25 protein-coding genes are annotated in these 26,507 nt (G+C 66.8%); 8 read left to right on the forward strand and 17 right to left on the reverse strand.

The genetic code is table 11. The features are described from left to right. Window positions 1–70 precede the first annotated feature (70 nt). Window positions 71–802 (forward strand): helix-turn-helix domain-containing protein, encoded by a 732-nt coding sequence (locus tag WKW79_RS10585; protein ID WP_340335091.1) that lies wholly within the window; start codon window positions 71–73, stop codon window positions 800–802. Between the two features lie 13 nt (window positions 803–815). Here WKW79_RS10585 and WKW79_RS10590 read toward each other — a convergent pair whose 3' ends face one another. From WKW79_RS10590 to WKW79_RS10620, 7 genes are all read right to left on the reverse strand, one after another. Further along, window positions 816–2,093, reverse strand: a complete 1,278-nt coding sequence (locus tag WKW79_RS10590) for an FIST signal transduction protein (RefSeq protein ID WP_340335092.1) — start codon at window positions 2,091–2,093, stop codon at window positions 816–818. A gap of 61 nt (window positions 2,094–2,154) precedes the next feature. Beyond that, entirely contained in the window at window positions 2,155–2,973 is an 819-nt protein-coding gene (locus WKW79_RS10595; RefSeq protein ID WP_340335093.1) for a PhaM family polyhydroxyalkanoate granule multifunctional regulatory protein, read from the reverse strand. A 72-nt stretch (window positions 2,974–3,045) separates the two neighbouring features. After that, window positions 3,046–3,954 carry a copper chaperone PCu(A)C domain-containing protein gene (locus WKW79_RS10600; RefSeq protein ID WP_340335094.1) on the reverse strand — a complete coding sequence of 303 codons (909 nt, stop codon included), beginning with the start codon at window positions 3,952–3,954 and terminating at the stop codon, window positions 3,046–3,048. 17 nt (window positions 3,955–3,971) lie between these two features. Then, the gene (locus WKW79_RS10605) at window positions 3,972–6,317 is read right to left on the reverse strand and encodes a TonB-dependent receptor (protein ID WP_340335095.1); all 2,346 of its coding nucleotides are present in this window, start codon (window positions 6,315–6,317) and stop codon (window positions 3,972–3,974) included. A gap of 83 nt (window positions 6,318–6,400) precedes the next feature. Further along, window positions 6,401–6,772 (reverse strand): DUF2946 family protein, encoded by a 372-nt coding sequence (locus tag WKW79_RS10610; protein WP_340335096.1) that lies wholly within the window; start codon window positions 6,770–6,772, stop codon window positions 6,401–6,403. A gap of 11 nt (window positions 6,773–6,783) precedes the next feature. Next, window positions 6,784–7,776 (reverse strand): TraB/GumN family protein, encoded by a 993-nt coding sequence (locus WKW79_RS10615; protein ID WP_340335097.1) that lies wholly within the window; start codon window positions 7,774–7,776, stop codon window positions 6,784–6,786. Then, window positions 7,773–9,020 carry a cystathionine gamma-synthase family protein gene (locus WKW79_RS10620; RefSeq protein ID WP_340335098.1) on the reverse strand — a complete coding sequence of 416 codons (1,248 nt, stop codon included), beginning with the start codon at window positions 9,018–9,020 and terminating at the stop codon, window positions 7,773–7,775. Before WKW79_RS10620 ends, WKW79_RS10615 begins: the two co-directional genes overlap by 4 nt. A gap of 37 nt (window positions 9,021–9,057) precedes the next feature. Between WKW79_RS10620 and WKW79_RS10625 the strand changes: the two genes are divergently transcribed. Together WKW79_RS10625 and WKW79_RS10630 are read left to right on the forward strand one after the other, a co-directional pair. Then, entirely contained in the window at window positions 9,058–9,471 is a 414-nt protein-coding gene (locus WKW79_RS10625; protein WP_340335099.1) for a VOC family protein, read from the forward strand. 88 nt (window positions 9,472–9,559) lie between these two features. Next, entirely contained in the window at window positions 9,560–11,074 is a 1,515-nt protein-coding gene (locus tag WKW79_RS10630) for an ATP-binding protein (protein WP_340335100.1), read from the forward strand. 252 nt (window positions 11,075–11,326) lie between these two features. Here the strand turns inward: WKW79_RS10630 and WKW79_RS10635 are convergent, their stop codons facing one another. The 5 genes from WKW79_RS10635 to WKW79_RS10655 all read right to left on the reverse strand — a co-directional run bounded on the left by WKW79_RS10635 (window position 11,327) and on the right by WKW79_RS10655 (window position 15,953). Then, window positions 11,327–12,301 carry a Bug family tripartite tricarboxylate transporter substrate binding protein gene (locus WKW79_RS10635; protein WP_340335189.1) on the reverse strand — a complete coding sequence of 325 codons (975 nt, stop codon included), beginning with the start codon at window positions 12,299–12,301 and terminating at the stop codon, window positions 11,327–11,329. A 34-nt stretch (window positions 12,302–12,335) separates the two neighbouring features. Further along, window positions 12,336–12,560: a hypothetical protein gene (locus WKW79_RS10640; RefSeq protein WP_340335101.1), complete on the reverse strand. Its 225-nt coding sequence runs from the start codon at window positions 12,558–12,560 to the stop codon at window positions 12,336–12,338. Then, window positions 12,557–14,155, reverse strand: a complete 1,599-nt coding sequence (locus WKW79_RS10645; protein ID WP_422823867.1) for an FAD-dependent monooxygenase — start codon at window positions 14,153–14,155, stop codon at window positions 12,557–12,559. The genes WKW79_RS10640 and WKW79_RS10645 overlap by 4 nt, the downstream gene beginning before the upstream one ends. A 156-nt stretch (window positions 14,156–14,311) precedes the next feature. After that, complete coding sequence (locus WKW79_RS10650) at window positions 14,312–15,436, reverse strand: alpha/beta hydrolase (RefSeq protein ID WP_340335103.1); 1,125 nt, start codon at window positions 15,434–15,436, stop codon at window positions 14,312–14,314. Continuing rightward, the gene (locus WKW79_RS10655) at window positions 15,429–15,953 is read right to left on the reverse strand and encodes a VOC family protein (RefSeq protein WP_340335104.1); all 525 of its coding nucleotides are present in this window, start codon (window positions 15,951–15,953) and stop codon (window positions 15,429–15,431) included. Before WKW79_RS10655 ends, WKW79_RS10650 begins: the two co-directional genes overlap by 8 nt. Before the next feature lie 75 nt (window positions 15,954–16,028). On the opposite strand from WKW79_RS10655, the gene WKW79_RS10660 reads away from it, so the two are divergent. Further along, window positions 16,029–16,823, forward strand: a complete 795-nt coding sequence (locus tag WKW79_RS10660; protein ID WP_340335105.1) for a helix-turn-helix transcriptional regulator — start codon at window positions 16,029–16,031, stop codon at window positions 16,821–16,823. A 45-nt stretch (window positions 16,824–16,868) separates the two neighbouring features. Then, window positions 16,869–18,209 carry a protein adenylyltransferase Fic gene (gene fic, locus WKW79_RS10665; protein WP_422823862.1) on the forward strand — a complete coding sequence of 447 codons (1,341 nt, stop codon included), beginning with the start codon at window positions 16,869–16,871 and terminating at the stop codon, window positions 18,207–18,209. 122 nt (window positions 18,210–18,331) lie between these two features. On the opposite strand, the gene WKW79_RS10670 is transcribed toward fic, so the two are convergent. Further along, window positions 18,332–19,378, reverse strand: a complete 1,047-nt coding sequence (locus WKW79_RS10670) for a fumarylacetoacetate hydrolase family protein (RefSeq protein ID WP_340335106.1) — start codon at window positions 19,376–19,378, stop codon at window positions 18,332–18,334. A gap of 199 nt (window positions 19,379–19,577) precedes the next feature. On the opposite strand from WKW79_RS10670, the gene WKW79_RS10675 reads away from it, so the two are divergent. The 3 genes from WKW79_RS10675 (at window position 19,578) to WKW79_RS10685 (ending at window position 22,129) form a co-directional block, all read left to right on the forward strand. After that, the gene (locus WKW79_RS10675; protein ID WP_340335107.1) at window positions 19,578–20,690 is read left to right on the forward strand and encodes a DUF3108 domain-containing protein; all 1,113 of its coding nucleotides are present in this window, start codon (window positions 19,578–19,580) and stop codon (window positions 20,688–20,690) included. A gap of 198 nt (window positions 20,691–20,888) precedes the next feature. After that, entirely contained in the window at window positions 20,889–21,167 is a 279-nt protein-coding gene (locus WKW79_RS10680) for a BTH_I0359 family protein (RefSeq protein WP_340335108.1), read from the forward strand. Window positions 21,168–21,310: 143 nt separating this feature from the next. After that, the gene (locus tag WKW79_RS10685; RefSeq protein WP_340335109.1) at window positions 21,311–22,129 is read left to right on the forward strand and encodes a ChaN family lipoprotein; all 819 of its coding nucleotides are present in this window, start codon (window positions 21,311–21,313) and stop codon (window positions 22,127–22,129) included. A gap of 61 nt (window positions 22,130–22,190) precedes the next feature. Here the strand turns inward: WKW79_RS10685 and aptA are convergent, their stop codons facing one another. The 4 genes from aptA to WKW79_RS10705 all read right to left on the reverse strand — a co-directional run bounded on the left by aptA (window position 22,191) and on the right by WKW79_RS10705 (window position 26,491). Continuing rightward, complete coding sequence (gene aptA / locus WKW79_RS10690; protein WP_340335110.1) at window positions 22,191–23,525, reverse strand: omega-aminotransferase AptA; 1,335 nt, start codon at window positions 23,523–23,525, stop codon at window positions 22,191–22,193. A gap of 95 nt (window positions 23,526–23,620) precedes the next feature. After that, on the reverse strand, window positions 23,621–24,280 hold the full coding sequence (locus tag WKW79_RS10695) for a LutC/YkgG family protein (RefSeq protein ID WP_340335111.1): 660 nt from the start codon (window positions 24,278–24,280) through the stop codon (window positions 23,621–23,623). Next, window positions 24,277–25,704, reverse strand: coding sequence for a lactate utilization protein B (locus tag WKW79_RS10700; protein WP_340335112.1), 1,428 nt, complete (start codon window positions 25,702–25,704; stop codon window positions 24,277–24,279). Before WKW79_RS10700 ends, WKW79_RS10695 begins: the two co-directional genes overlap by 4 nt. Window positions 25,705–25,711: 7 nt before the next feature. Then, window positions 25,712–26,491 carry a (Fe-S)-binding protein gene (locus WKW79_RS10705; RefSeq protein ID WP_340335113.1) on the reverse strand — a complete coding sequence of 260 codons (780 nt, stop codon included), beginning with the start codon at window positions 26,489–26,491 and terminating at the stop codon, window positions 25,712–25,714. Window positions 26,492–26,507: the final 16 nt, after the last annotated feature.

Consider the following 26,507-nt stretch of genomic DNA (forward strand, 5'->3'; position numbering starts at 1 on the left):
GCATCGAAAATTGATACGGAGCATTTTCACACTCCTTTCAGTACCAGATTCCTATACCAAACACCGAGCAATGAGCACGACTGTCGACCTGGTCCTCGCCCTGAAGGCCGAACTCAAGAACGCCAAGATGACCTACGCCGACCTGGCGCGGTCCCTGGACATGGCCGAATCCAGCGTCAAGCGCATGCTGGCCAAGGGCGACATGCCGCTGTCGCGGGTGGATGCGATCTGCCGCGCGCTGAAGATCGACTTCGCCGAACTGGCGCGCCGGGTGGCCGATGCGCAGCCGCTCATCAAGGAGCTGACGCACGAGCAGGAAAAGGCCGTGGTCAAGGACAAGAAGCTGCTGCTGGTGGCCATCAACGTGCTGAGCCAGTGGACGCTGGAGCAGATCACCAGCGCCTATCGCATCACGGAGGCCGAATGCATCAGTTGCTTCGCGCAACTGGATCGCATCGGCATCATCGAGTTGAAGTCGATGAACCGCTATCGGCTCAAGCTGGCCAAGACCTTTCGCTGGCGGCCGAACGGGCCGTTCATGGAGTTCTTCCGCGACCATGTGGTGCTGGACTACTTCCGCGGCGGCTTCGACGGGCAGGCCGAGGGGCTGATGCTGGTGCATGGCACCGTGAGCCGCGCACTGGCGCCTTCGTTCCGCGAGCGCTTGCAGCGCGTGGCGCAGGACTTTGCGCAACAGCACCAGACGGACCAGAAGCTGGCGCCGAAAGACCTGGAGGGGTACACGCTGGTGCTGGGGATGCGGAACTGGGAGTTCGAAGGGTTCACGCGCCTGCGTCGCTGAACCGGCGCCAGGTCTACTCCGTCGTGAAGACGGTCAGCACGCCGGTGTAGCCATACAGGTGGTGCCGGGCGATTTCACCGGCGGCAAAGAATCCGACCAGCGGCACGTCGCCAAGGGCGTGTCGCACGATCTGCAACTCCGCGCCTGGCGCGCCGAAGTGCGGCCCCCCGCGTCCTGAGCAACTGACATATACCGCGCCCGCAATGCCGCGCGCCGGATGCGGTGCGGCATCGGCCTCGCCGGCCGCGATGGCAGTGGCGGTTTCCAGCGTTTGCTCCTCGGGTTCGAGTTCCTCGCGGATCTCGGCGCAGATGCGCATCAGGTCGGCCCGTGCGGCCTGGGCATTGCGGCGGCAGAAGCTCATGCGCATGCCTGCCTCGACATGGTCGGCAATCGCGATGCCGCGGCGCGTCGGGTCGAGGCCGATGATGTGGCGCACCACCACGTCGGCGCCGAGATCGCCGGTACGACGCACGCCGTCGCTGCCAGCGTCCACCAGGCCGACCAGCGTCGCGCGCACCGCGTCGATGGCCTCCTGCGGCTGGTCCAGCGAGACGGCGAGTTCGGCCAGCAGCACGTCCAGCGCCGGTTCGCCGTCGAGCATGAAGATCACGTTGCCATCGGCGTTGGTGATCTCGCGCTCGCGGCCGGCGCCGCCGCCCAGCGGCTGGCAGCCTTGCGTGACGCGCGACACCACGCGCACGCCCTGGCCGAACACCACGCCGGACAGGCCGCCACTGAACACGCCGCCGGCCGCGCCGTGGCCCTTGATGTTGCCGTTGCCGCTGATCGCGAACTGGAGCGAGCCGGCGCGGCCTGAGGAGAGGCCGCCGAACAGGTAGCCGGTGTCGGTGCGTACCGCGAGGTCGCCGATGAGGTCGGGCAGGTCGGGCGTCTCGGGGTCGGCATGCACCAGCGCGGTGTGCGCCTCGAAGCCGGCCATCTCGGAGCCGGCCAACGGCGACACGCCGGAGAACACGCGGTACTGGTCGCTGGGCAATTCGCAAAGCATCACGCTCAAGGCGGGCTCGTCGAAGTACTCGGCGTTGTTCGCCGAGACGCCGACGCCGACGGTGCCGGCCCAGTCGGTGACCTCGGGCAATTCGGCGCCGAGGTGGTCGAGGATGTCCTGCGCCTCGGCGCTGTAGTGGTCGGTGATGTAGAGAAGGCCGAGCGTCGGCGACTGGGCATAGTCGCCCAGGGCCATTTGCGCGCGCAGCTGGGCCAGCACGAGGCCGGCCGCCATGCGCCATTGGGGGTGGGTCGCGTGACCGGATGGAAAGAGCTTCATGTCATTGCTCCTTGCCGCTGAGCATCCTCGGGCCGATCTCCGGGCCGCGACGCGCGCGGCTTCAGCGTCTCTTCGGGGCAGCAGCGCGCTTGGCACCCGCCGAGCCACGCTTTGCAGGAGCCGCGGCCTTCTTGCCCGCAGCCTTGGTCTTGGTGGCGGCCTTCTTCGGCGCGGCGGTCTTGCCGGCGCTCGCGACCACCTTCTTCGCCGCGCCGGTGGCCAGGTCGACGGTCGACTGGAGCGGCGTGGGCACCTTGATGTTGGCAGCCTCGCGCAACGCGCTGCTGGCGATCTGTTCGAACTGCTGCGTGAGCGCGCCCCACCATTGCAACGGGTCGACGACGCCGGCGGTCGATTCCTTGGCCGCCTTGGCCTTGCCGGCTTTCGCGCTCCTGGCGGGGGCCGGGGCTTCCGCTTCTTCCTCGACCTCCTCCGCCTCGACCTCTTCTTCCTCTTCCTCCTCGTACGCCTCCTCGGGCTCAGGCGCGGGCTCCGGGGCAGGCGCCGGGGCGGCCGGCGGGGGCGGCGGCGTCATCGAGGGGGTCATCGAGGCGGCGCGCGTGAACGAGCTGGCCAGGTCTTCCATGCGCACGTTCATCCCGCGCAGGGTCGACAGCGTCATCTTCTGGACTTCGAGCGCCTGGATCGTGGCCTTGAGCGCGGTGAGGTTCTGCTCGAGCCAGAACTGGACCGTCTTCAGTTCCCGGATGCGCTTGTCGACTTCCTCGACGCTCAGCGTGGGTGCGACCCAACTCGCGAGGCCTTGCAATCCGGGTACGGCGGCGGACGCACTGCTTGCGCTGCCGGCGGCGAGATTCTTGAGAAAGTCGAAACCGGGCACGAAGCTGCCGAAGTTGAAGGGCTTGCCTGCGTCGCTCATGAGGGCATCTCCTGGAGAGGTTTTCTTGTGTGCTGGCAGCTTACTCCAAGCAAAGCGCGATTTGGCCGGGGGTCAGCGCGTATGCGTATGGTTGTGCGCCCCTGCATCCGCGCCGGCGCCGCCGGGCGGCATGCCCACAGGCACCTGCAGCGTGAGGCTGCTCTTCACGCCCTTGGCATCCTCGAACTGCAAGGTCATGGGCGCGACGCCGCCAGCGGTCACCGGCTGCTTCAGGTCCATCAGCATGAGGTGGTAGCCGCCGGGCTTGAGTTCGACGGTCTGGCGCGCGGGCAACTCGAGGCCGCCGGCCACGGCGCGCATCTTCATCATGTCGCCTTCCATCTTCATCTCGTGGACTTCGGCAACGCCGGCCACGGGCGTCTGCACGCCGACCAGGCGCGCGCCCGAGGGTGCGCTGAGCTTCATGAAGGCGCCGGTGCCGCTCTGGCCGGGCACGGCCGGGCGCACCCAGGCGTCCTTGACATCGACGGCGGCCACGCCGGGTGCGAGCACGTCCAGTCGGGCGGCCGGGTATTCGAGCTTTTCGCCCGCGGCGCCGGTGGGCAGTTGGGCCCAGTCGGCGCTGCCGTTGTCGCAGGTCTGCAGCACCTTGAAGTAGAGCGGGCCCGGCGTGGCGGTGAGCTTGCCGCGCAGGATGAATTCGGTGCGCTCGGCGGTGGGCAATGCGGTGTCGGCGCTGTCGGCGGTCCAGCGCACTTCGGCGTCGCCGGACTTGCGCACGTCGAGCTTCCAGCCCTTGCGCGCCTGCGCATCGGACAGGGTGAAGCCCTTGGGCAGGCGCACGGTCACGCCGGTGGTGGCCTTGGCGCCAGCGCAGGCATGGCCGACGCGGAAGGCGGCTTCGTAGTCGCTACCGGCAGTGGCGCCGCCCGGTGGCAGGGTGATGTGCGCGAAGGATGCCGAGGTGCCGGCGAAGGCCGCGACGGCGGCGAGGGTCTTGAGGGTGACGGTGGTGTTCATGATGGCCTTTGCGAATGTCAGAGGTCGAACTTCAGTTCGGCGACGAAGGTGCGTTGCGGGTACGGGTGGAAGGCCCAGTACTTGTCGTTGTTCAAGTTGTCGATGCCGACGGCGGCGCTCCACTGGCGGTCGATGCGGTAGCGCACGCGGATGTCCGTGACGAAGTACTTGCTGAAACCGGTGTAGGTTGCGCCGTTGGGGTCGCTGTTGTCCAGCGTGCCGTATTGCGTGCCGCTGTAGCGGGCGCCGAAGGTGTAGGACCAGTTGGCATCGGGCCTGTACGTGGCCAGCAATGCGGCGCGCACGCGCGGCACGCGGGGTTGCTGCTTGCCGACGCTGGCGGGGAAGCCGGTGTTGGCGGTGATCTCCGAATCGGCCAGCGTGAGGCTGCCGCCCAGTTCCAGGCCCTTGATGCCGACGTCATAGCCGTTGAACGCCAGCTCCAGTCCCTTGGTGCGGATGGCATCGACGTTCTGGATCGTCGTGATGTTGTTGGCGGAGGTCTGGCTGTAGAGCGCGTCCTGGGTGCGCTCGAAGAACAGCGTGGCGCGCAGCAGGCCGTCGACGCCCCAGTTGCGGGTGTCGCGCTCGGCGGTCAGCTCGGTGGTCCAGGACTTTTCCGGCTTCAGCAACGGGTTATTGTTGATGATCGTGTTGCCGAGGATCTGGCCTTGGTAGAGCTCGCTGACCGTGGGGTAGCGGACGGCGCGGCCGACGGAGGCCTTGAGCAGCCAGTCACCGTTGGCTTGCCATGCGATGGCGGCCTTCGGCGAGATGTCGTTCTGATGGCGCTCCGGAAAGCCGAGCAGCGTGGCGGCACTGCCCAGTTGGCCGCCATAGGCCTTCCAGTCCTCGAAGCGCAGGCCGAGCGTGGTCTTCCAGTCGGGGGCGAAGCGCCAGGTGTCCTGGGCATAGAGCGACTGCAGCCGCGTGTTGCCGTTGAACTGCGAGAAGGGCGTGAGGGCAGGGCCGGAGAACCAGTCCGCCGTGTTGCTGACCTGCGTGCGCAGCTTGGCGGTGTCCTGCTGCGCGCCGAAGTCGACCACGTGTGCGCCCACGCCTTCGGCGCTGCCCGTCGGACGCCAGGTGCCGGCGAGCTTGAGCGTGTTCCAGCCTGTGCCGTTCATGTCGGTGGTGCGGCCGGGGGCGCCGAAGACGCTTGGGGGTGTTCCGAGCGGGAGCCAGTACGGCGCGGCGGTGGCCGGGTTCGTCGACACGATGGGCGTGCGCAGCGTGTCCTTGGCATAGTCGTAGAGGCTGCCCGACACCTCCCAGTCGAACACGCCGCCGGTGTGGCTCTTGACCGACAGGCCCTGCATCGTGTGCGTGATGTCGTTCTGCGTCGGCGCCAGCGCGGGGCTCGGCGAATCGAGGTTGTAGACGCGGCCGGCGATGTTCACCCGGCCGCCATATACCGGCAGTCCGTTGCGATCGCGCAGGTAGCTGTCGACCGAACCATAGGTGCTGTTGTTCCAGGCGCCCAGGATGTAGGTGGCACGGATGGTGGGCGTGAAGTCGTAGGCGATCTTGAGCTTGGCCTGCTCCTGGGTGGTGTCGTAGATCGTCGCGCCGCCGACCAGCCACCAGGGCTGATTGCTCGGGTTCAGGTCGGGGACCGCGCCGGTGACGGGCGTACCCGCATTGCCGACGGTGCCCGCGCTCAGCAGGCGGTTGCCGAAGGTCAGCGCCTGGCCCACGCTGTGCATGCGGCTGGCGCTGAGCCACCAGGACCAGTCGCCGTTGCGGCCGCCCAGCGACATGTCGACCTGGTTGGCCGATGGCGTCGAACTGCTGCTGTACTGGTCGAAGTGGCTGTAGGCGCCGCCCAGCTTGATGTGCGCCTCGAACTTGTCGGGCACGCGCGTTACGTAGTCGACCACCGCACCGACCGAGTTGCCCGGATAGGCGGCCGAGAACGGCCCGTACAGCACGTCGACGCGGTCGATCTCCTCCGGCGACACCATGCCCCAGCGCGGCGCGAAGGTCGCGCCGTTGCCCAGCAGGTTGGACAGCGGAATGCCATCGGCAAAGACCATCGAACGCGCGCTGTTGCCGGTGCCGGAAGCGCGCGTGGCCAGCACGGCATGGTTGTAGTCGCCGATGTAGCGCTTGCGCACGACCAGGCTGGGCAGGTACTTGAGCGCGTCCTCGGCGTCGGTGGCGTTGACCGTGGCCTCGATCTGTTCGCGCGTCGTGCCTTCGATGACGGTCGGGATCTGGGTCGGCAACGAGGTCGGCCGGCCGCCGGTCACGGTGATGGTGCCGAGCATGCGGGCGTTGGTGTCGTCGCCGAGTTGATGGTCGGCCCAGGCGGGCGCGGAAAAGGCCATGGCGACTGCCACGGCGGTGCGTGTTCTTGTCATCGAGGGGTTCCTCCGGGACTTCTTGGCCAGGACGGCCAGCAGCGCCCGCGCTTTCGGCGCGGGCGTCTGCAACCTGATCGAATTCAGGCGAAGGCGGGAGGTCCGCGCGCCGGCAGCGGCGCACGGGTGGCCGCGGCAATGCGCGCGGCGGGGATGGACTGGACGGCGTGTCCCAGCGGCTGGATGACGGGGAGATTGGCCAGCGGCGTGGCGGGCGGGGGCGCGCCAGTCAGCACGCAGAGCGGGCAATCCATGTGGCTGGCGCCGAGTTCCTGCGCACCATCGTCGGTCTGCACGATGACCTTGATGGCGCCGACGCTGGAACACACCAGTTCCACCACCTGCGGATGCACGATGGGCGAGGCGATGGCCGCGCCCATCGACAGCATGAACCACAGCAGCACGCCGCGACCGACGAGGCCGAGGGAGCGGGTGTGGCGAAGCAGGCGGAACATGGAACCCGGGATTATGGCTCGGGCACCACGCGTGTGACGGTGAAGCCGCGCGCCGCCATCAGGGCGGGCAGGCCATTGGGGCCGATCATGTGCAGGGCGCCGACCGCGCCGAACACGCGCTGGCCGAGCTTGTGCAGTGTGGCGATCCCGTCGGCCAGGCCGGGGTTGCGGTCGTCGAGGTAGCGGCGCATGCGACGCTTGTCGTCGGGGCGGTCCACGCACTTGCACCACTGGAAGTAGGTCTCCAGCCTCGCGGCGTCGCTGCGCGCCCAGGCGTCGGCCAGCGCGACGGTGCTGGCGCGGGCCTCGCCGCGCTCGAGGTCTTCCAGCGAAGCATCGATGTCCTCGGCCTGCTCCGCCTCGGAGTCGCCTTCGAGCATGCGCAGTTGGCCTGCCGCGGTTTCCAGCGCGATCACGGGCTTGCCGGCGCCGCGCGCGATGCCGGCCAGCACGCCTTCGATGCCGAATTCCGGGTACAGGCCGTCCGCGCGCATCGACAGCGAGCCCAGCGCGGCCACCTGGATCACCGGGCGCAGCTTGCGTTGCGATTCGCTCGGCAGGCAGGCCAGGGCGCGCTGGCGCTCGATGCGGCGCAGGCGCTCGGATGTCAGCACCCGCGCGGCGCTACCGGGATCGGGCGGCGAGAGCAAGGTGCGCAGGGTCTCGGGGTCGCTCAGGTCCAGTTCCAGCGCGACGGTGTCGCTCTGTTCGAGGGCCTGCGTCACCTTGGGGCCCGGGAACAGCCAGGTCGGCTTGCCGAGGTGCAGGGTGCCGTAGAGCCACGAGACGCGACCGTCGCGCTCGATGCGCCACAGCACGCCGCGGTCGGACGCACGCTTGGCCGCGCGCTCGGCACCGCCGGGCACGAAGGTCGGCACCTGTGGGGGCGGCGGACAGACGATCGGTGGCTCCTTGATCGGCGGCGTCTTCGCTGGCGTCACCGCGCCCGCGGGCGCCGCTGCGAACAGTGCGCAGGCCGCGGCCAGCAGGAGCCGCCCGATCACGCCAGCGCCGCCTCGAAGTCCGCGATGAGATCGCTGGCACGCTCCAGCCCGACCGACACGCGGATCAGGCCTTCGGCCACGCCCACTTCGGCACGCTTGGCCGCGCCCATTTCCCAGAAGATCGTCGGTGCCACGGGAATGATGAGGGTGCGGGTGTCGCCCAGCCCGGTGGCCTTGATCGGCAGTCGCAGCTTGTTGATGACCGGGACGAGGGTATCGGCATCGCGCAGTTCGAAGGAGAACAGCCAGGAGCCTGCGCTGAAATATTCCTTGGCGAAGTGGTGCTGCGGATGCGAAGGCAGCATCGGGTAGTAGACGCGAGCGACGGCCGGATGGCTTTCGAGGAAAGTCGCGAGCGCAAGTGCCGTCGCGCTGGTCTGCGCGATGCGCAGCGAGAGGGTTTCCGCACCGACCGAGATGCGATGCGCCGCATCGGAACTCAGCGTGCCGCCCATGTCGCGCAACGCCTTCTTGCGGATCTGCGTGAGGCCCCACTGCTTCACGTCGCCCTGGCGATAGCCGGCGAAGATGTTGTCGTAGCGCGTCCAGTCGAACAGGCCGGTGTCGGTCACCGCGCCGCCCAGCGTGTTGCCGTGGCCGGCGATGGTCTTGGTCAGCGAGTTGATCGACAGGCTGGCGTTCACGCATTTCGGCAGGAACAGCGCGGGCGAGCTGATCGTGTTGTCGACCACGTAGACCAGGCCGCGTTCCTTGCACAACTCGCCGATGCCGGCCAGGTCGGGGATCTGCGTGCCGGGATTGGCGATGGTCTCCACGAACACCATGCGCGTGGCGGGCGTGACCGCGTCGGCCACGGCCTGCGTCGAGGTTGGATCGACCAGCGTAACGCCCACGCCCAACCCTTGCAGTGTGGTCAACAGGCTCAGCGTGTTGCCGAACAGGTAGCGGCTCGCGACCAGGTGGTCGCCCGCGCGCAGCAGCGTGAAGAACACCGCCGTGACCGCCGCCATGCCGGTCGCGAAGCAGACCGTGCCGACGCCCTCCTCCAGTTGCGTGATCTTGGATTCCAGCGCGGCGGTGGTCGGCGTCCCTTGGCGCGCGTAGTTGAACTTGCCCTTGAGCGTGCCCTGGAACACGCCGATGAGGTCCTCCACGCGTTCGTAGCCGTACTGCACCGAGGTATGGATGGCCATGTGGACGCCGCCCTGCTCTACACCGAAATGGCGGTCCGCATGGACGAGGCGGGTGGTGGGGTCGGGCGATGTGGTGTCTTCGGGGGTCATGGTGGTTCCGTCGGTGCGGCGCGGCTATGCTGCGCGGATGCACAGCATATTTCACCTTGCCTTCAACGTCCGCGACCTCGACGCCGCACGCCGCTTCTACGGTGGCCTGCTCGGCTGCACCGAGGGCCGCAGCACCGACACCTGGGTCGACTTCGACTTCTTCGGCCACCAGATCTCGCTGCACCTCGGCGAGCCCTTCGCCACCGCGCCGACCGGGCGCGTGGGCGACGTGATGGTGCCGATGCCGCACTTCGGCCTCGCACTGGAATTGCCCGACTGGCGCGCCATGGCCGATCGGCTCGAGGCGGCCGGGACGGAGTTCGTACTGAAGCCGCAGTCGCGCTTCGAAGGCCAGCCCGGCGAGCAATGGACCATGTTCTTCCGCGACCCGTTCGGCAATCCGATCGAGGTGAAGGGGTTTCGGTCGCTGGAGACGGTCTACGAAAAGTAGGGTGTCGATTGAGACAAGAGTCGCAAACTTGGCGCATTCGATCGACACCCAGGTCAGCCAACCCACCATCCGGAACGCGCAGTAGACGATGGCCGTAGATGAAAAGTTGTCGGCGCGGGCGAGTGCGATCCTCAATGTATTAATTGCCCAGCGAGAGGGTCACGACCTTGAGTTCAAGCGTGTCAGCGGGAAGATGGTGGGCAAAGCACTGGAGACCGTGTGCGCGCTTGCCAATAGTGCGGGTGGCTTCCTGGTGCTTGGAATCGCGGACCTGAAAGATTTTCAGGGGAATGCCCGAATATTCGGGCAGGAAGAGAATCCCGAGGCCGTCGATGAGTTGGAACGCAAGTTGCGAACCGAATTTCAGCCACCCATTGAAGCAATTCGGCTACGGCGCTTGCCGACCTCGCTACACAACGGCCCCTGCAAGGGGCAAGCGGGCCACGTGATCCTGCTTCAGGTGGCCCGCAGCGATCGCGTTCATTCGATCGTGAATAGCGGCACTTTCACGCGCCTGGGAGCGAGCAATCGGCAAATGTCGGCGAGCGAGGTCACGGAACTCTCGTACCAACGCGGTGTGCGCAGCGCGACCTCCGAGCCTGTCGCCATCTCGCTTGAGCGCCTTCAAACTGATACGTGGAAACGCTTTGTAGCTGCACGTGGGCTTCGTACCGGCACACCTGCCGAACAGCTGCTTCGCATCGGTCTGGCCGTGGAGATTGAAGGCATCGTGCGACCGACGCGCGCGGCGGTGCTATTGTTCGCGGATGAGCCTGGCAGCTTGCTTGCGGCGCATGACACGCGCGCTGATGTTCGTCTCATGGTGTATGACGGCAAGGCCGTGGTTCCAGGCGCGACCCCTAACCTGCGCAAGCAACCCAAGACAATTCGCGGGCCGCTGGTAACCCAGATCGATACGACAGTCTCTGTCCTGCTGGACGAACTCGCGCATGGCCTTACGCTGTCTGGCAGTGGGTTCAAGACCGTGCATCTGTATCCCGAGCGCGTCATCAAGGAGGCGATCGTCAATGCGGTGATCCATCGCGACTACCGCCTGAACCGCGACATCTTCGTGCGCGTCTTCGACGACCGGATCGAAGTTGAAAGCCCCGGCCTGTTGCCGGGCAGCATTACGCCGGCCAATATCGCGAAGGCCGGCTCCAAGTCACGCAATGCGTTGATTGCAAGCAACCTGCGAGAGTTTCCGCTCGCGCCGAACATCGACGCCGGCGAGGGCGTGAAGATGATGTTTGCCGAAATGGCGTCAGCCAAGCTGTACCCACCCCAATACCGGCAGAGCACAGAGGCAGCGGTCGAAAGCGTGACGGTGACTCTGTTGAACCTCCATCGACCAAGTGCTTGGGATGAAGTCAGCAACTGGATCGATCTTCATGGCTCGATCGCGAACGCCGACGTGGTCAGGATCGCCAAGGTCGACACGTTGAAAGCATCGAAGATGCTTGGCGCCTGGCGCGAGCAGGGGCTGCTCGAGGCGCTTCCAGGCCGAGGAAAAAGGAATATGGCCTATGGGCGGCCAGCGCAATCCGGGGAGCAGGGTTTGTTATCCGAGCTCGCAGATAACAACGCCATTTCTGGGAATTAGTTCTTTCAAATCAACCACTTGGCGCTGACGTTGTTTTCTTTGACAGCAGGAAAACAAAAAACCAAGGCTGGTTTTTTCATTTTTCTGCTTCGCATGGAAGCCCCTGGTTCTTGCGGTTGAAGTGACAGGCCGCCGGTGCCGGCCCGTCACTGCCGGCGGATCGGTTGTCCGCTGCACCAGCGCGGCGATCTTGGGGATCGCCATCAGCCCCCCGACCCGCACCGAAGGTGGGAGAGGCTCAAAGTCCCAGCTTCAATCCAACCGAATCCCTTGGGCCTTGATGATCGGCCCCCAGCGCTTGGCCTCGGCGCGTGCCAGTGCTTGGAATTGCGCCGGTGTGCCCGGCAGCGGCTCCATGCCGAAGTCGTCGAAGCGCTTCTGCACGGCGGGATTGCTGAAGGACTTGTTGAGCTCGGCGTTGAGCCGGGTCACGATCGGCGCGGGCATCCCCGCCGGGCCAAGCACGCCCTGGAAGGCGAACACCTCGGTGTTGGGCACGCCCACCTCGGCCAGCGTCGGCACGTTGGGCAGCAGCTTGCTGCGCTGCGCCGAGCCGATTGCCAGCACGCGCACCTTGCCGCTCTGCATGATCGGCAGGCCCGAGGCCAGGTCGAGGAACATGCACGGCACCTGGCCACCCATCACGTCGGCCATGGCCGGCGCGGCGCCGCGGTACGGGATGTGGGTGATGAAGGTGCCGGTGCGGTTCTTGAACATCTCCATCGCGAGGTGATGCGGCGAGCCGTTGCCTGGCGAGGCGTAGTTGAGCTTGCCGGGGTTGGCCTTGGCATAGGCCAGGAACTCCTTGAAGTCCTTCGCCGGGAAGGCGGGGTTGACCACCAGCGCCATCGGGAAGCGGCCGATCGCGCCGATGTAGCTGAAGTCCTTCTCGGGGTTGAAGGGCAACTTGCTGAAGAGGAACTCGTTGAAGGCGAGCACGGCGTTGTCGGCCGACATGAGGGTGTAGCCGTCGGGCTTCGACTTGGCGACCAGTTCGGCACCGATGTTGGTCGACGCGCCGGGGCGGTTGTCGATGACGATGGACTGGCCCAGTGACGGGCGCATGGCTTCGGCGAGCGTGCGGGCGATGACGTCGGTGCCGCCGCCAGCCGGATAGGGAACCACCCACTTGATGATCTGGTCGGGATAGTTCTGCGCGTGCGCCCACGGTGCGAGCGTGGTGGCGCCGGCAGCGGCCAGGCCGGTGAGGAGGGTTCTGCGTTGGATGTTCAAGTTGCGGTCTCCGGGAGAGGATCAGGGGTCAAGAGGAAAGGGATTCCGACAGCGAAGGCATCGGCAGTTCATGCAGCGCATCGGCCAGCGCCTGGTTGCATCGGGTCTCGTCGCCGACCTGCTCGAACAGGAGCAGGGCGAGGCGTGCGAGGAACAAGGATTCGCGCGCGGCGCCGGCTTCGCTGATGGCGTGTGCGCATTCGGCGTAAAGGCGGTCGCGGGCGTCGGCGGGCAAGGGGGTTGCTGTTGTCATGTCGTCTCCAGGATGTCGGCGCGGGCGTTCGCTGCGCGGGCCAGCGCCTTCGAGATGGTGTCGGCCGAGGGATGGCGCCAGCGCGCGGCGACGTGGCCGTCGGGCCGCAGCAGGTAGACCGCGCCGGCCTCGCCGGCACCGAGCGCAGCGAAGGCGGCGGCCGTGCTGTCGGTGTGGCGCAGCTTGTGGCGCACCAGCGGCAGGTTGTGGGTTTCGATGTCGAGCGTCGCGTCGGCCGTGGTGCCGGCGGCTTGCAGAACGAGCAGCGTGAAGGCCGGCTTCGTCAGGAGGTCGCTCAGGTGCAAGGTGGGACCGAGTTGTTGCTCGGGCATCGCCTCGCCTGGCTTCGGGCCGGCGGGCAGGTCGTCGCTCTCGCTGGACAGGGCAGAATCGTCGTAGCGCACCGCCTGCGTCTGGCGCGGATTGATCAGGTTCGCAATCTCGCGATGCTTGCCCGACAGCGACAGCGCCGCTTCGCGCAGTAGGTCGAAGCCGCGCGAGGGCGGCGACATGAACTCGGTGCTGCGCATCGCGCTTTCCGCATTGATGTGGAAGGCGGCGATTCGCTCTTCCGAATAGCTGGCCAGCAGGGCAGGCTCCGACAGGCCCTTGGCGACCAGCGCCAGCTTCCACGCGAGGTTGTCGGCATCGTCGAAGCCCGAGTTGAGCCCACGCACGCCGAAGATCGGCATCGCATGCGCGGCATTGCCGGCGAACAGGATGTGGCCGTGGCGATAGTTCTCCAGCGTCATCGCGCCGGCGCGGTAAACGGAGGTCCAGACCGTGTGCCAGGGCAGGTCGCCTTCGCCGATCGCCTCGAGGTGACGCTGCACGAACTCGGTCACGGCCTCGGGCTTGAGCGCCTCCTCGGTGCTTTGGCCGGCGCGCAATTGGTAGTCGATGCGCCAGATGTCGTCGGGCTGGCGATGCATCAGCACGGTGGAGCCGGGGTTCCACGGCGGGTCGAACCAGGCGCGGCGCTCGGTGGGGTGCTTGCTCTTGAGTTCGATGTCGATGATGACGTAGCGGCCTTCGTAGCCGGTGCCGTGCAGTTCCAGGCCGAGCGCCTTGCGCACGCTGCTCTGGCCTCCGTCGCAGGCGGCGAGGAACTGGCCGTGCAGCGCGTAGCTCCCCTCCGCGTTGCGGACCTGCACGGTCACGCCGGCATCGTCCTGTGCGAGCGACACGAGTTCGGTGCCCCAGCGAATGTCGATGAGGCCCGGCGTCGCCGCATTGCGCCTGACGATCGCATCGAGCAAATATTGCTCGATGTAGTACTGCTCCAGGTTGATCATCGGCGGCAGCTTCTGCGTGTCGTCGTGCGGCATCTCGAAGCGGAACACCTCGTCGGTCTTGTAGAAGCTGCGCCCGCCCGTCCATGCCAGGCCCTTGGCCAGGAAGGCCGGCAGCGCGCCGAGGCGCTCGATGATCTCCAGGCTGCGGCGCGAGATGCAGGCGGCGCGGCTGCCGACGCAGACGGTGTCGTCGGCTTCGAGGATCACGCTGCGCGCGCCGTGGTTGGCCAGGCCGAGCGCGAGCGCCATGCCGACCGGTCCACCGCCGGCGATGACGACGGGGTGGCGGCCCGGCTCCATGCCGTGCTCCAGCGGCGGCGTCCAGGTGTTGAAGCGCGTGTAGTGGAAGGCGCCGACCGGTGGCGGCAGGTCCTGGTAGGCCGAGGGCGGCAACGGGCCGGAGGCGGCGCTGCCGAGGGTTGCGGAAGGCGGGTTCTCAGTGCTCACGACGACCTCTCAGACTTTTTGCAGCCACGCTTCCATCGCGTCGGCGGATTGGCGGATCAGGTCGGGCTGCCCGGCCAGGTAGTGATTACCGCCCTTCACCGGCACCTCGGTCAATCGGTTGCCACCCGCCTCGCGCCACAGGGCGGCGGTGCTGGGGAAGGTGGAACCGTCGGCGGTGTGCGTCATCAGCAGGACCGGCACCGACGTTCGTGCCAGGCAAGCCGGGCCATCGGCCTGCGAGCCCGAGGACCATTGCGACAGCCACGAGCGCAGCGTGTTGAAGCGACCCATCGCGTTGGCCGCGTAGTTGACGGTGCGCGCGTCGCCCCAGATCGAGCCGACCGGGCGGTCGTTGGCGTCGAGCGTGGTGTCGAGGAAGCGCGGGTCGCTGTGCGTGCGGTAGACGAGGAAGGTCTGGTCCGAGGGTGCGCCGGGCGTGGCGCGCAGCATGCGCAGGCGGGCCCAGACCCAGGCTTCGATGCGGTCGCGGCGGGCCAGTTGCGCCGCGCGGAACTGCGCGACGAAATCGGCGCTGAAGGGCACGGGTTCCTTCATGGCGTAGAGATCGAAGGCCGGGTCGGTGGCGAGCGGATCGGCCTCGTCGATGACCGACGGGTCCAGCCATTCGGCCAGCAGGCGCGAGCGGCCCGGATGCGCCGCTGACAGCATGAGCCCATCGACCGGCGGCAGGTCGGCCGCGGACAGGTGCGTCGGCAGGCCATCGACAAAGTGCGTCGCGGTCAGCAATTCAGCCTGCGACTGGTAGAACGAGGACAGCGCGGCGCCGCCCGAATTGCCGATCAGCACGACCTTCCTGTAGCCCTGCGTGCGCAGCCACTTCACGCCGGCGCCGAGGTCCTGCAACACCGTTTCCATGAGCAGCATGGTGTCGTTGCCCGCATAGCGCGAGTTGAGGCCCATGCAGGCGATGCCGCGTTCGGCCAGAGGCTCCAGCAGGTAGTGGCCCATGAAGTTGCTGGTCGGGTGCATCACGATCGCGGCGACGCCCGTGCCCTGCCCCTTCGGCCGCTTCAATGCGCCGAAGATGCGCGGGCGCAGCGCCTGCAGGCCCGACTGGCTTTCCATGGTGACGCCCGGCTGGACGTCGATGACGACGAGTTCGAGATCAGACACGGGTGGCCTTTCTGAAGGTCGTCCACTCGGCGAGCGCGGCATGCGCGTCGCGCTTGTAGCCATCGAGTTCGCGTTGCGTCGCGAGTTCGGTCGTCAGTTCAAGGCGGAAGCCGTTGGGGTCGAAGAAGTAGATCGAGTGGATGTAGCCATCGTGGTCCGTCACGCCGATGACCTCGATGCCGTTGGCCTGCAGGCGCGCCTTCATGTCCTCCAGCGCCTGGTCGGAATCGACGCGCAGCGCGATGTGGTTGACCCAGCCCGGCGTGTTGGGCGACGGCTCCGCCGCGGTGTCGTCGCCGAGATCGAAGAAGGCCATGTGCGAGCCATCGGCCATGCGGAAGAAGATGTGGACGTACGGGCAGTGCTCGCCGGTGGAAGGCACGGTGTCCTTCTTGATCACATGCGTGAGCGGCAGGCCGAGGATGTCCTCGTAGAAGTGCCGGGTCTCTTCGGCGTCGCGGCAGCGCCAGGCGAAGTGGTGCAGGCCGTGGATGGGATGGAGGGGTGCGGGCGTCATGGTGGAGGGATTGTCCCGATGGCCTCCGATGCTGCGTGTCGTAACTTTGTACGAAGCGTTTACCCTAGCGAGTTCATGAAGCGCCACCGTATCCACCCCGCCACCCAGCCCGAGGGCGTGTCGGCCACCGTCGCCGTCGGCATCGTCGCAGGCATCGGTACGCCGCACCTGGCCGACGGCTTCCTGGTGGCGATGCAGAAGGTGCTGCCGCTGACCTTCTGCACCGTCTTCGCACTCGGCGCCAACGGGCGCGTCGTGACGGTCTCGACCGCGAGCAACTACGGCGATACGGCGCTGCAGACCTCCGAGCGCTACATCGAGAACCGCTTCGACCTGCTCGACCCGAACATGGTGTGGCTGTCGGCGCGCAAGCTGCCGAAGCATGCGCAGCTTTGGCTGAGCCACCAGCATGCGGACGAGGTGGCCGACCCGGCGTATCGCGCGGCCTGCTATGGGGATGTGGGGATTCGGGAGCGCACTTCGGTACTGCTGCTGTTGCCGGGTGGGCAGCGCGCGGCGGTGAGTTTTTATCGGAGCCTGGCGTTGCCGGAGTTCACCGAAGGGGACTTCGCGGCGATCGAGGCGCACGCGGCGCTGCTGGCGGAAGCGACGGCGGCGCACAGCCGGGGCTTGGTGGGGGCGGCGTCGCGGGCTCCGGGGGCCGCGGCGTCCTCACGGCTGCTGTCGCTGAGCCTGCGCGAACGCGAAGTCATCGACCACCTGCTGGCCGGCCGCACGGCCAAGCAGGCCGCGCGGGAGATGGGCGTGGAACTCAGCACCGCGCGCACCCATCAGTACCGGGCGTTCCGGCGATTGAGCATCGGGAGTTTGAAGGAACTGCTGGTGCGGGAAGACTTCAGGCCGTCTTGAGGTCCAAGCCGCCCGGCACGGCGAACAGTTCGTCCACCTTGGCGGGTGGCGAAGACACCCCTAAGTTTTGCGCCATACCGTACAGCATGCGTTGCGAAAAGTCGGCAAATCGGACATGTTGGCCGTTCATGTCGTCCGCAGCAACACGTCAGGACAACATGTCGTCAAAATCAAAAAATTGCAACACGTTTCATTGACCTGTCGCGTCGGGCGACATATGCTGAAAACATGTCGCAAAAACAAGGTTTCGACAACACGACGCCCCCACTCTCCTCTTGGCAAGCAGATCGCCCCTACGACGCCCTGCCGCCGCTCCCCCCGGCGATCGACCTCGAAAGCAAGCCGATCCTCAAGCAATGCATCACGGCGCGGGCCGCGTTGGCGGAACTGAAGCAGGCCACCGAGTTGATCCCCAACCCGACGGTCCTGATCAACATCATTCCCTTGCTGGAAGCCAAGGACAGTTCCGAAATCGAGAACATCGTCACCACCACCGACAAGCTTTTCCGGCATGCCGACGGCCACGACAGCCAGGCCGACCCCGCCACCAGGGAGGCGCTTCGCTATCGCACTGCCTTGCACCAAGGATTCCAGTCTTTGAGCAGGCGCCCACTCTGCACCTCCACGGCGGTGGAAATCTGCACCGCCATCAAGGGCGTGGAGATGGACATCCGGAAAACGCCGGGCACCCAACTGATGAACGAACGCAGCGGCGAAAGCATCTACACCCCGCCCGAAGGCGAGGCCCTGCTGCGCAAACTGCTCGCCAATTGGGAACGCTTCCTGCACGAGACGGTCGACCTCGACCCGCTGATCCGAATGGCCGTGGGGCACTACCAGTTCGAGGCCATTCACCCCTTCACCGACGGCAACGGTCGCACCGGGCGTGTCATCAACATCCTCGTGCTCATCCAGGAACGACTGCTAGCGTTACCGGTGCTGTACCTGAGCCGCTACATCATCGCGAACAAGACCGACTACTACCGCCTGCTGCAGGACGTCACGCGCCTGCAGTCGTCGGATGGTTGGGAGGCCTGGGTGCTCTACATGCTGCGCGCAGTGGAAGACACCGCCCGCTGGACCACGCAAAAAATCGCGGCCATCCGCACCTTGGCCGAACACACCACGGAGTACGTGCGCGAGAAGCTGCCCAAGATCTACAGCCGCGAACTCATCGAGACGATCTTCGAACAACCGTACTGCCGCATTGGCAACCTCGTGGACAAAGGGCTCGCCGGCCGGCAGGCCGCATCACTGCACCTCAAGAGCCTGGCCTCGCTTGGCGTACTGAGTGAAACGCAGGCAGGCAGGGAAAAGCTGTTTGTGCATCCGAAGCTGATGCAGTTGCTGATGCGGGATGGGAATGGGTTCGCGCGGTATGCCTGAAGCGGGAGCGCACCCGGCGAGCGCGCGCAGGAACAGCAGGTAGGTGCTCGTTGACTTCGAGCGGGTTGGCGAAGCCGCCGGACCAGAAGGCATTCCAGACCTGGTCGACCTTGTTCTTCAACTCACCGGTGAGCATCGGCATCTTTTCTGTTAATGGACGCTAATTGCGGCGCCACGATCTCCTGATCAATCGCCCCGAACACCGAGTGCCCGTCCCTGCCCTTCATCTCGATCCGGATCGTGTCCCCGAACTTCATGAACTCCGTCGTCGGCTGCCCGTCCAGGATCGTCTCGATGCAGCGCTTCTCCGCGATGCATGAATAGCCCTTGGGCCAATCCATCTTCCCGTTCTTCTCCACGCCCTTGTTGCTCACCGTGCCGCTGCCGACGATGCTGCCGGCGCGCACGTTGCGCGTCTTGGCGATGTGCGCGATGAGCTGGCCGAAGTGGAAGGTCATCTCCTCGCCGGCATCGCACAGGCCCACCTTGCGGCCATTCCAGGTGCTTTGCAGCGTGAGGTGCACGCGCCCGCCGATCCAGGCCTCGCCCAATTCATCCGGCGTAACCGCCACGGGGCTGAACGCCGTCGCCGGCTTGCTCTGGAAGAAGCCGAAGCCCTTGGCCAGTTCGGCCGGGATCAGGTTGCGCAGGCTCACGTCGTTGGCCAGCATCAAGAGGCGGATGCCGTCGAGCGCTTGCTCGGCGCTCGCGCCCATCCGCACGTCGCCGGTGATGACCGCGATCTCGGCCTCGAAGTCGATGCCGAAGGCCTCGCTCGCCACCACCACCGGATCGCACGGCCCGATGAAGTCGTCGCTGCCGCCCTGGTACATCAGCGGGTCGGTGTAGAAGCTCTCGGGCACCTCGGCATTGCGCGCCTTGCGCACCAGTTCGACGTGGTTGATGTAGGCCGAGCCGTCCGCCCACTGATAGGCGCGCGGCAGCGGGGCCATGCACTGGGCCGGGTCGAAGGGGAAGGGATGGCGCGCGCGCCCGGCGCTGAGCTGGTCGTACAAGTCCTGCAACTGCGGGCTCAGGAAACCCCAGTCGTCCAGCACGTCCTGCAGGCGGTTGGCGATGCCGGTGGCGTAGTGCGCGGTGCCGAGGTCGCGCGAGACGACGACGAGTTGGCCGTCGCGCGAGCCGTCCTTGTATGTTGCGAGTTTCATGGCGTGTGCGAGACGATGTGGAACGCAAGCGCCCCGCATCGCTCTACTAAACTGATTGAACGGGCGGCAGTGTACCGATGTACCCCTACGGCGCTGGGTGCCCCGCCCGCCTTTCCACCCTGCCATGACGCCCTTGCCGCCGCCGCGCAATGCTGATGCCGCTTCCTTGCCGGCGGATGGGTCGCAGCACGCGCGGCGCATGCTCGCGCTGTTGACGCTGGCGGTGCTGGCTGCGCATCTGCTCGTGTTGGGACTGATTCCGACCGGCGTAGGGCCCGAACAGTTGCCGCTCGAGAACAAGTTCATCACGCGCACCATCGTGATCACGCCCCCGGCGGCCAAGGCCGAAGCGCCCGCCCCGGCCGCGGCCACGCCGCCCCCGCCGCCGCGCGTGGCCAAGCCCGCGCCACCCAAGCGCCCACGCGCGATCACGCCACCGCGCACCGAACCCGCGCCCACGCCGCCGCCCATCCTGGCCGCCGAGTCTTCCGCCGACCCGATTCCGGTCGAGCCAGCACCCGAGGCACCCGTTGCCGAAGCGACGCCCGCGCCGGACGGCGCATCGGCGGGTGCAGGTTCCGGCACAGCATCGGCAGGCGGATCGCCCGATGGCAGCGCAGGCGGCGTCGGGAGTGGCGCAGGCGAGGTCACGACCGGCGCGACACAGCCGCTGGTGGTCCCTGGCTCGGTCAAGCTCTCGTTCGAAGTCGGCGGCCAACGCGGTGCGCAGCCCTACTCCGGCGGCTACGGCGAACTGGTCTGGCTGCAGAACGGCGACGAATACAACGCGCGCCTCTCGCTCAAGGCGCTGTTCATGACCTTCCTGAGCCAGACCAGCGTCGGCCACGTCGACGCCAGCGGCATCGCGCCCACGCGCTATTCCGAAAAGCGCAAGAGCGAGGTGGCCTCGCACCTGGTGCGCGACAAGGGCGAGATCGTGTTCAGCAACAACTCGCCGAGCGTGCCCTTGCTGCCCGGCGCGCAGGATCGCCTCAGCGTGGCGATGCAATTGGGCGCGCTGCTCGCAGGTGACGCGGGCCGCTTTCCACAGGGCAGCAAGATCCGCATCCAGACGGTCGGGCCGAAGGATGCCGAGGTGTGGGTCTTCAATGTCGAAGGCGAGGAAACCATCGAGGTATTGGCCGGCGAATTCAAGGCGCGCAAGCTGTCCCGCGCCCCGCGCCACGACTACGACTACGAACTGGACCTCTGGCTCGCGCCGGAGATCGGCTACCTACCGGTGCGAATCCAGCAGCGGCAGACCAATGGCGACATCGTCGACATGCGCTTGCGTGCGAAATCCGTGCCATGACGGATTCCTGCAAAAGTTCCACGAAAGCGCGCGCCAAGGCGGTGCATTGCGCTGAAAACACGTTCAAAACCGCCTGAATGCCGAATTGATCACACTCGTGTGGGCGAAATGCCCGCAAGAATTCGGCCATCTTGAAACTGGCGCGTTGATTGCTGTCTAACCATCATGAATGCAATCGACTACCGGAGCCACCCAGCCATGCAAATGCTCTATGACTCGGAATCCTTCGTTGTGGTGCACATGCACTCCAACGAAGACGATGCACCTGCGGCGCCCAACATTCCCGCGTTGGCGCGGCACGGCTTTGAAATCGTCGACAAGCGCTCCGGCAAGGAGGTTTATCTCGACGGCTCCTGGGCAGAACTGTTCCAGCAGAAGATCACGGCTTGGCAATTGAATACGCCGACGCAGGAAGAAGTCGAGGACACGCTCGAAGGCTATGCCGAACTGGCACAGAACCCGGTGCTGATGCACTGAGCGCTTGCTACGCCTCATGCCCTCAGGCCGCGTTTCGACGCGGCTTTTTTTCGTCTGGCCGGCGCGTCAACCGTCTTTCTCCGACAGCCCGAAGCGCCAGAACATGGGGCGCTCGGCGCAATCCCCTCGCGTAGTATTCCGCGATGCGAATCCCGCGAACGCCCTTCCTTTCGATCTCCTTGCTTGCCGCCACGCTCATGCTGGGTGCGTGCACCAGCATGCGACCCGCGGCGGACGTGCCCATTGCGACCCGCGTCGCGGCCCTGACGCCGGCCGATGCCTTGTTGCTGGGCGAGCAGCACGACGCCGCCGACCATCACCGTATCGAGCGCGAGACAGTTCAGGCGTTCGTCGACAGCGGCAAGCTCGCGGCGCTGGCATTGGAGATGGCCGATGACGGCACCAGCACCGCCACCCTCCCCACCAGCGCCACCGAGGCCCAGGTCCGCACCGCATTGGCCTGGCAGGAGAAGGGCTGGCCCTGGGAGAACTACGGTCCGGCGATCATGGTCGCGGTACGCGCTGGCGTCCCGGTGCTCGGCGCCAACCTGCCGCGCGCGCGAATGAAGGATGCGATGGCCGATGTCTCGCTCGACGTGCAACTGAACGACAAGGCCCGCGTCCAGCAGCAGGACGCCGTGCGCGACGGACATTGCGGCCTGCTGCCGGACTCCCAGATCCTGCCGATGACGCGCATCCAGATCGCACGCGACCGCTCGATGGCGCAGGTGGTGGTGAAGGCGCGTCAACCCGGCAAGACAGTCCTGCTGATCGCTGGCGGCGCGCATGCGCTGCGCACGCTGGGCGTGCCGCAGCACATGCCGACCGATGTCAAGGTGGTGTCGGTGCAGATGCTGGCGTCGGCCACGGCCCCGTTGCGCGCCGGGCCGGAGTACGACGCGATCTGGCGGACGCCGCCGCTGCCGGAGAAGGACTATTGCGCCACCTTGCGCAAGCAGTGAGCGCTCGCGGGGGACACCCTCACCCCGGCCCTCTCCCGCTGGCGGGAGAGGGAGAGGTACCTCAGGCGAACTTCTTGATGGCGTCAGCCAGGGTGTTGACCAGCTTGTCGATGTGCAACTTCTCGACGATGTACGGCGGCGCGATCACCAGCACGTCGCCGGCCGGGCGCACCAGCGCGCCGTTGTGGAAGCACTCCAGGAAGATGTCGTAGGCGCGCTTGCCCGGCGCACCGGCGATCGGCGCCAGTTCCACCGCGGCGGCCAGCCCCAGGCTGCGGATGCCGATGACGTTCGGCAGGCCCTTGAAGGTGCTGTGGAAGGCGTCGCCGAGCACCTTGCCCATCTCGCCGGCGCGCGCGAACAGGTTCTCCTGCTGGAACAGGCTCAGCGTGGCGATCGCCGCCGCGCACGCCACCGGATGGCCCGAGTAGGTGTAGCCGTGGAAGAACTCGACCACATGCTCCGGCGCGTCGGTCTTCATCATCGCGTCATAGAGCTTGTCGCGGCAGATCACGCCGCCTAGAGGAATCACGCCGTTGGTCACGCACTTGGCGAAGTTCAGCATGTCGGGCACCACGCCGAAGTAGTCCGACGCGAAGTTGGTGCCCATGCGGCCGAAGCCGGTGATGACCTCGTCGAAGATCAGCAGGATGCCGTGCTTGTCGCAGATGGCGCGCAGCTTCTGCAGGTAGTCCTTCGGCGGGATGTACCAGCCGGCCGAGCCGGCGATGGGCTCGACGATGATCGCGGCCACGTTGCTCGGGTCGTGCAGCGGCAGGATGCGCTGTTCGAGGTCGGCCAGCGGATCGTCCGCCCACACCGGTTGCTCGTTGTGGACATAGGCATGGTTCACCGGGTCATGGATGAAGCGCATGTGGTCCACGCGCGGCAGGAAGGCCGAGCCGAACACCTTGCGGTTGCCCGGAATGCCGCCGACCGACATGCCGCCGAAGCCGACGCCGTGGTAGCCCTTCTCGCGGCCGATGAAGAGGTTGCGATGGCCTTCGCCGCGGGCTCGGTGGTAAGCGAGCGCCACCTTCATCGAGGTGTCGGCGGCTTCGCTGCCGGAGTTGCAGAACAGCACCTTGTTCAGGTCGCCGGGCGCCATCGCGGCGATCATCTCGGCGGCCTTGAAGGCCTTGTCGTTGCTGACCTGGAAGGCGGTGGCGTAGTCGAGCGTGTCGAGCTGGGCCTTGATGGCCTCGTTGATCGGCTTGCGGTTGTGGCCCGCGCCCACGCACCACAGCGAGGAGATGCCGTCGATGACCTTCTTGCCGTCATGCGTGGTGAATTCCATGCCGTCGGCGGCCACGAAGACGCGCGGGTCCTTCTTGAAGTGGCGGTTGGGCGTGAAGGGCAACCACTGGTTGTCCATGCTGAAGTCGGTGTAGGCCATGTGTCTCTCCTGTACGGCATGCGGGTTCGAGCCGTACATTCTGTCACTTCGGGCGGCTTTGCATGGGCGGCCGAGGCATCGGCCGTTTGGGGGAGTCAGGCCGATCCGGCGATGACGATGTGCAGGTACTTGGGGCCGTGCGCGCCGAGCACCAGGCTGCCTTCGATGTCGGTCGTGCCGCTGGCGCCGGTGATTATGTTCACGTTGCGCGGCGGTGGCCGGCCAGTGGCCTGGGCGGCGGAAGCGTAGTCCTCCAAATGGCGCACGATGGTCGCGGCACGCACCAGCACGATGTGGTGCAGGGGCAGGAAATTGGCGAGGATCGGTGTTTCCGGACCGGAGTGGAAAACGAGCGAGCCGGTTTCCGCGATGCCCCAGAGCGCCATGCCGACGCCCACCGGTTCGTCGGCCGTCAGGGTGTCGGGCCGTTCGAAGCCGGTCCAGTCCAATGCGCGCAGCGCCACCGCGGGTTGCAGGGCGATGCGGTGCGGCAGGCCCCTGGCGTCGAGGTAGCGGGCCACGGCAGCGGGCATGTCGTGCAGGTCCGGGATGTGGTCGACGGAGGCGGAGACCTTGGGCGAAATGACACGCGCGGCGAACAGATCGACGACCGGGCCGGTGGCTGCGTAGGCGGGCCGCGCGGCTTCGGAGCCTTCGAGCAGGCTGGCGGCTTCGCGCCGCACGCGCTCGGCGTCGACGGTCTGTCCGCCGAGGCCGGCGCGCACGGCGGCGAGGATGGTGTCGCGTAGGGTCATGGACGTGCCTCCGTCTTCTGCGCCGCGTCGCGCTCGCTCATCATTTCAAGGAAGGTGCGCTGGGCCGGCGCCGGGAAGTCCCGGTACTGCGTCCACCCGCCCACCATCGGCAGGCCGCGCAGCTTGCCGTCGCGCTTGAACAGCTTCATCGCCCGCACCGCCAGCGCCGTGCCCCATCGGTACAACCAGGGCCGCGACGTGACGAAGGTGTAGACCCACAACCCGGCCCGCACCGATGCCGGCTCCAGGCCCTCGCGCCAGGACTTGTCGCGCCAGCCGCGCAGCAAGGTCGGCAAGGGAATGTCCACCGGGCACACCTGCTGGCAGCGGCCGTTCATGGTGCAGGCATGCGCCAGCTCGCGGCCCTTTTCCAGCCCGTCGAAGACAGGGGTCAGCACGGCGCCCATCGGGCCGGGATAGGTGCCGCCGTAGGCATGGCCGCCCACCTGCCGGAACACCACGCAATGGTTCATGCAGGCGCCGCAGCGGATGCAGCGCAGCATCTCCTTGAGGCCATCGTTCAGCATGCGCGAGCGGCCGTTGTCGACCAGCACGATGTGGAACTCCTCCGGTCCATCACGGTCGCCGGGCTGCTTCGGGCCGCAATGGAAGGTGGTGTATTGCGTGATGTCGCCGCCGGTGGCCGAACGCACCAGCAGGCGCAGCAGCGCGAAGGCGTGCGTGGTGCTGGGCACGAGTTTCTCGATGCCGGCGGTCACGATGTGCACGCGCGGCGGCGTGGTCGTGAGCTCGGCATTGCCTTCGTTGGTGACGGTGCAGGTGGCGCCGGTGTCGGCCACCAGGAAGTTGGCGCCGGAGATGGCCACGTCGGCCGACAGGAACTTGTCGCGCAGTTCGCGCCGCGCGCTGTCGACCATGGCCTCGATGGTCTCCTCGCGATGCGGTGCGCGATGCGACTGGTGGAACATCTCGGAGACCTGCTCGCGCGTGCGATGCATCGAGGGCCAGATGATGTGCGAGGGCGTGTCGCCGCCGAGTTGCACGATGTGCTCGGCCAGGTCCGTCTCGACGCGCTCGATGCCGGCTTCGTCAAGCGCATGCGGCAGGCCGATCTCCTCGCCGAGCATCGACTTGACGCGTGTCACGCGCCTGGCGCCGGCGGCCTTGCAGAGGTCGACCACGATGCGCGATGCCTCGCTCGCCGTGGCCGCCCAGTGCACCTTGGCGCCGGAAGCGATGGCGTTGCGCTCGAACTCGACCAGGTAGTGGTCGAGGTTGGCGATCACATGGTCCTTGATGCGCTTGCCCAGGCGACGCGCTACCTCGAATTCGGGGAAGCTCTCCAGTGCGATCGCGCGCTTGCGTTCCGCGGTACCGGTGGTGCGCTCGATGGCGGTCTTGAGCGTGGGGTCGGCCAGCGCCGCCGCGGCGCGCGCCTTGAAGTGGATGGGCTGGGCTTGCATGGCTGTGCTACCGCGCGCGTTCGGACTCGCCGATGGCGGGCGCATCGGCCATGCCGGCGAGCACTTCGACGGTGTGCATCACGCGCACGCTCGAATGGCGCCGGCTCAGCTTGCCGGCCATGTTCATGAGGCAGCCGAGGTCGCCACCCAGCAGCAGGTCCGCGCCCGTGCGTTCGACAGCCACGGCCTTCTCGTCGACGATCCCATTGGAGATCGCCGGGTACTTCACGCAGAAGGTGCCGCCGAATCCGCAGCACACGTCCGAGCCTTCGAGCTTGCGCATCTCCAGGCCACGCACTTGCTGCAGCAGCGCTCGCGGCTGGTCATGGACGCCGAGTTCGCGCAGGCCGGAACAACTGTCGTGGTAGGTGGCGGTGGCTTGCAGCGAGCGGTCGCGGGGCGCGAAATGCATCACGTCGGTGAGGAAGCTCGTGATCTCCCAGGTGCGCACGGCCAGTTGGCGGGCGCGCGCAGCCCACGGTGGGTCGTCGGCCAGGGCTTCCTCGTAGTGGGCCTTCGTCATGCCCGCACAGGAACCCGACGGAATCACCACGTAGTCGTATTGCTCGAAGGTCTCGATGAACTGGCGCGCCAGCCGCGCCGCGCCGCGCGTGTCGCCGCTGTTGAACATGGGCTGGCCGCAGCAAGTCTGGGCCAGGGGTACTTCGACGCGGCAGCCGGCTTCTTCCAGCAGTTGCAGCGACGCCATGCCGATGCTCGGGCGCATGGTGTTGACCAGGCAGGTGGCGAACAGGCCGACGCGGGGATTCACGGGGGGCGCTTGCATGGTTTCTGCTCCGTCG

The sequence above is a fragment of the Variovorax robiniae genome (assembly GCF_037889955.1).
Classification (GTDB): Bacteria; Pseudomonadota; Gammaproteobacteria; order Burkholderiales; family Burkholderiaceae_C; genus Variovorax; species Variovorax robiniae.